Source organism: Paeniglutamicibacter sp. MACA_103 (assembly GCF_045798555.1).
Taxonomy (GTDB): domain Bacteria; phylum Actinomycetota; class Actinomycetes; order Actinomycetales; family Micrococcaceae; genus Paeniglutamicibacter.
Map to the genome: position 1 here is coordinate 1 of NZ_JBIXLN010000105.1, position 1,658 is coordinate 1,658.

1 protein-coding gene is annotated in these 1,658 nt (G+C 70.9%); it reads right to left on the reverse strand.

Annotation, left to right across the window (positions count from 1 at the left end; genetic code table 11):
- Nucleotides 1-84: 84 nt before the first annotated feature.
- On the reverse strand, nucleotides 85-1,605 hold the full coding sequence (locus tag ACIPVK_RS21720) for a S10 family peptidase (protein WP_407614059.1): 1,521 nt from the start codon (nucleotides 1,603-1,605) through the stop codon (nucleotides 85-87).
- Nucleotides 1,606-1,658 lie beyond the last annotated feature (53 nt).

The following is a 1,658-nucleotide window of genomic DNA, read 5'->3' on the forward strand; positions in this document are numbered from 1 at the left end:
CGGGCCCCCCCCCCGCCCCCCCCCCCCCCCCCCCCCCCGTGGGGGCCCCGCCCGCCCCCGGGGGGGGGGCCGCCCCCCGCCTGTCTATGCCCGGGTGACGAACTCGGCCAGGGCCGCCAGCTGCGTTGAACGCACCGCCGGATCCAGGTACATCATGTGCCCGGCCGCGTGGTAGTGGTGCGTGAAGCGGGTCCGGGCCGCTGCCGGCACTTCCAGGTGCGCCCACACGTACTCGGCGGCGAAGTGCGGGGTGGCCCCGTCGTGGTAGCCGTAGTCCACGTGCACGCGCAGCTCGGGGATGTCGATGAGCAGCCGCTCCAGGTCCCGGGTCACGTCGATCGGCTTGCCCTCGAACCCGTCGTAGCTCCAGGGGTGCACCCGTCCGGTGAGCACCTCGTAGGGCAGGTCGGACTCGTAGCCCAGCTCCGCGCGCACGTAGTGGTTGATGGCGGCGGCATAGGCCGGGGTGATGGCGCGCAGCGAGGGGTCGTCCCAGGTGTGCGATTCCTGCAGGCGCGGGGGCACGCCGGTGAAGCGGCCGTCGATGCGCCCGACCATCAGCCCGTTCTCGCGCAGTAGCTCGGTGGCGAACTCCATGTACTCCCAGCGCAGGTTGGTGCGCCGGATGAAGGATTCGGACAGCGTGGTGAGCTCGGCCAGGTGCTTGACCACGGAGTCGTACTTGCGCTTGGAGAGCCGGTTGCCCAGGTGCAGCGCCACCACGTAGTCGCCGGAGGCGTAGTCCTCGGCGTCCCGCACGACCTCCTCAAGCGGGCGGTTGCCGTGACGCCCGTGGTAGTGCGCGATCGCCGCATAGGTCGGCAGGTGCAGGGCGTAGGGGGTGTCGTTGCCCGGGGCGAAGTCCAGGGTGGAGAGGTTCAGCACCGTGGAGATCAGGCCCAACCCGTTGACGGCCAGCCCGTGGGCCTCCTGCAGGCGCCGGGCCACCGCCACCGCGCGCATCGTCCCGTACGATTCGCCGATGAGGTACTTGGGGGAGAGCCAGCGCTGGTTGCGGGTGATCCAGAGCCGGATGACCTCGGCAACCAGGTCGCGGTCGGCCTCGAAGGCGTGGAATTCGTCGGTGGTGCCGCCGGCCACTACGCGCGAGAAACCGGTGTTCACCGGATCGATCATCACCACGTCCGCGTGCTCGAGCAATGACTCGGGGTTGTCGACGACGCCGTAGGGCGCCGCGGCCATGCTTCCCACGTCCCCGGAATCCACGATGCGCGGGCCGAGCAGCCCCATGTGCAGCCACAGGCTGGCGGAGCCGGGGCCGCCGTTGAAGGCGAACACCACCGGTCGGCGGTTGGCCGCGGGCGGGCCGGCCGGCTTCTTGGCGCGCGGCTTGGCCGTTGCGCCGGCGGCGGGGGCCTCCTCGGAGTCGGCGGTGTAGGACACCAGGAAGATCTCGGCCTTGGCATTGAAGCCGTTGGTCTTCCCCTCGGCGTCCTCTTCCTTGCGCAGCACCATGCGGCCGGTGGTGCTGGTGTAGCGCAGCCCGGAGGCGGTGCGGTGGCTCCGGGTGACGAAGTCGTCCACGACATCGGGCTTGGGCGTGGTTTCGGGCGCGGTCGGGGAGGCGGTGGAATCATCAGGCATGCCAAGAGCCTACCGCCGAAGGGCCGTCGATTTGCAGTGTGTCCCGGACGGCC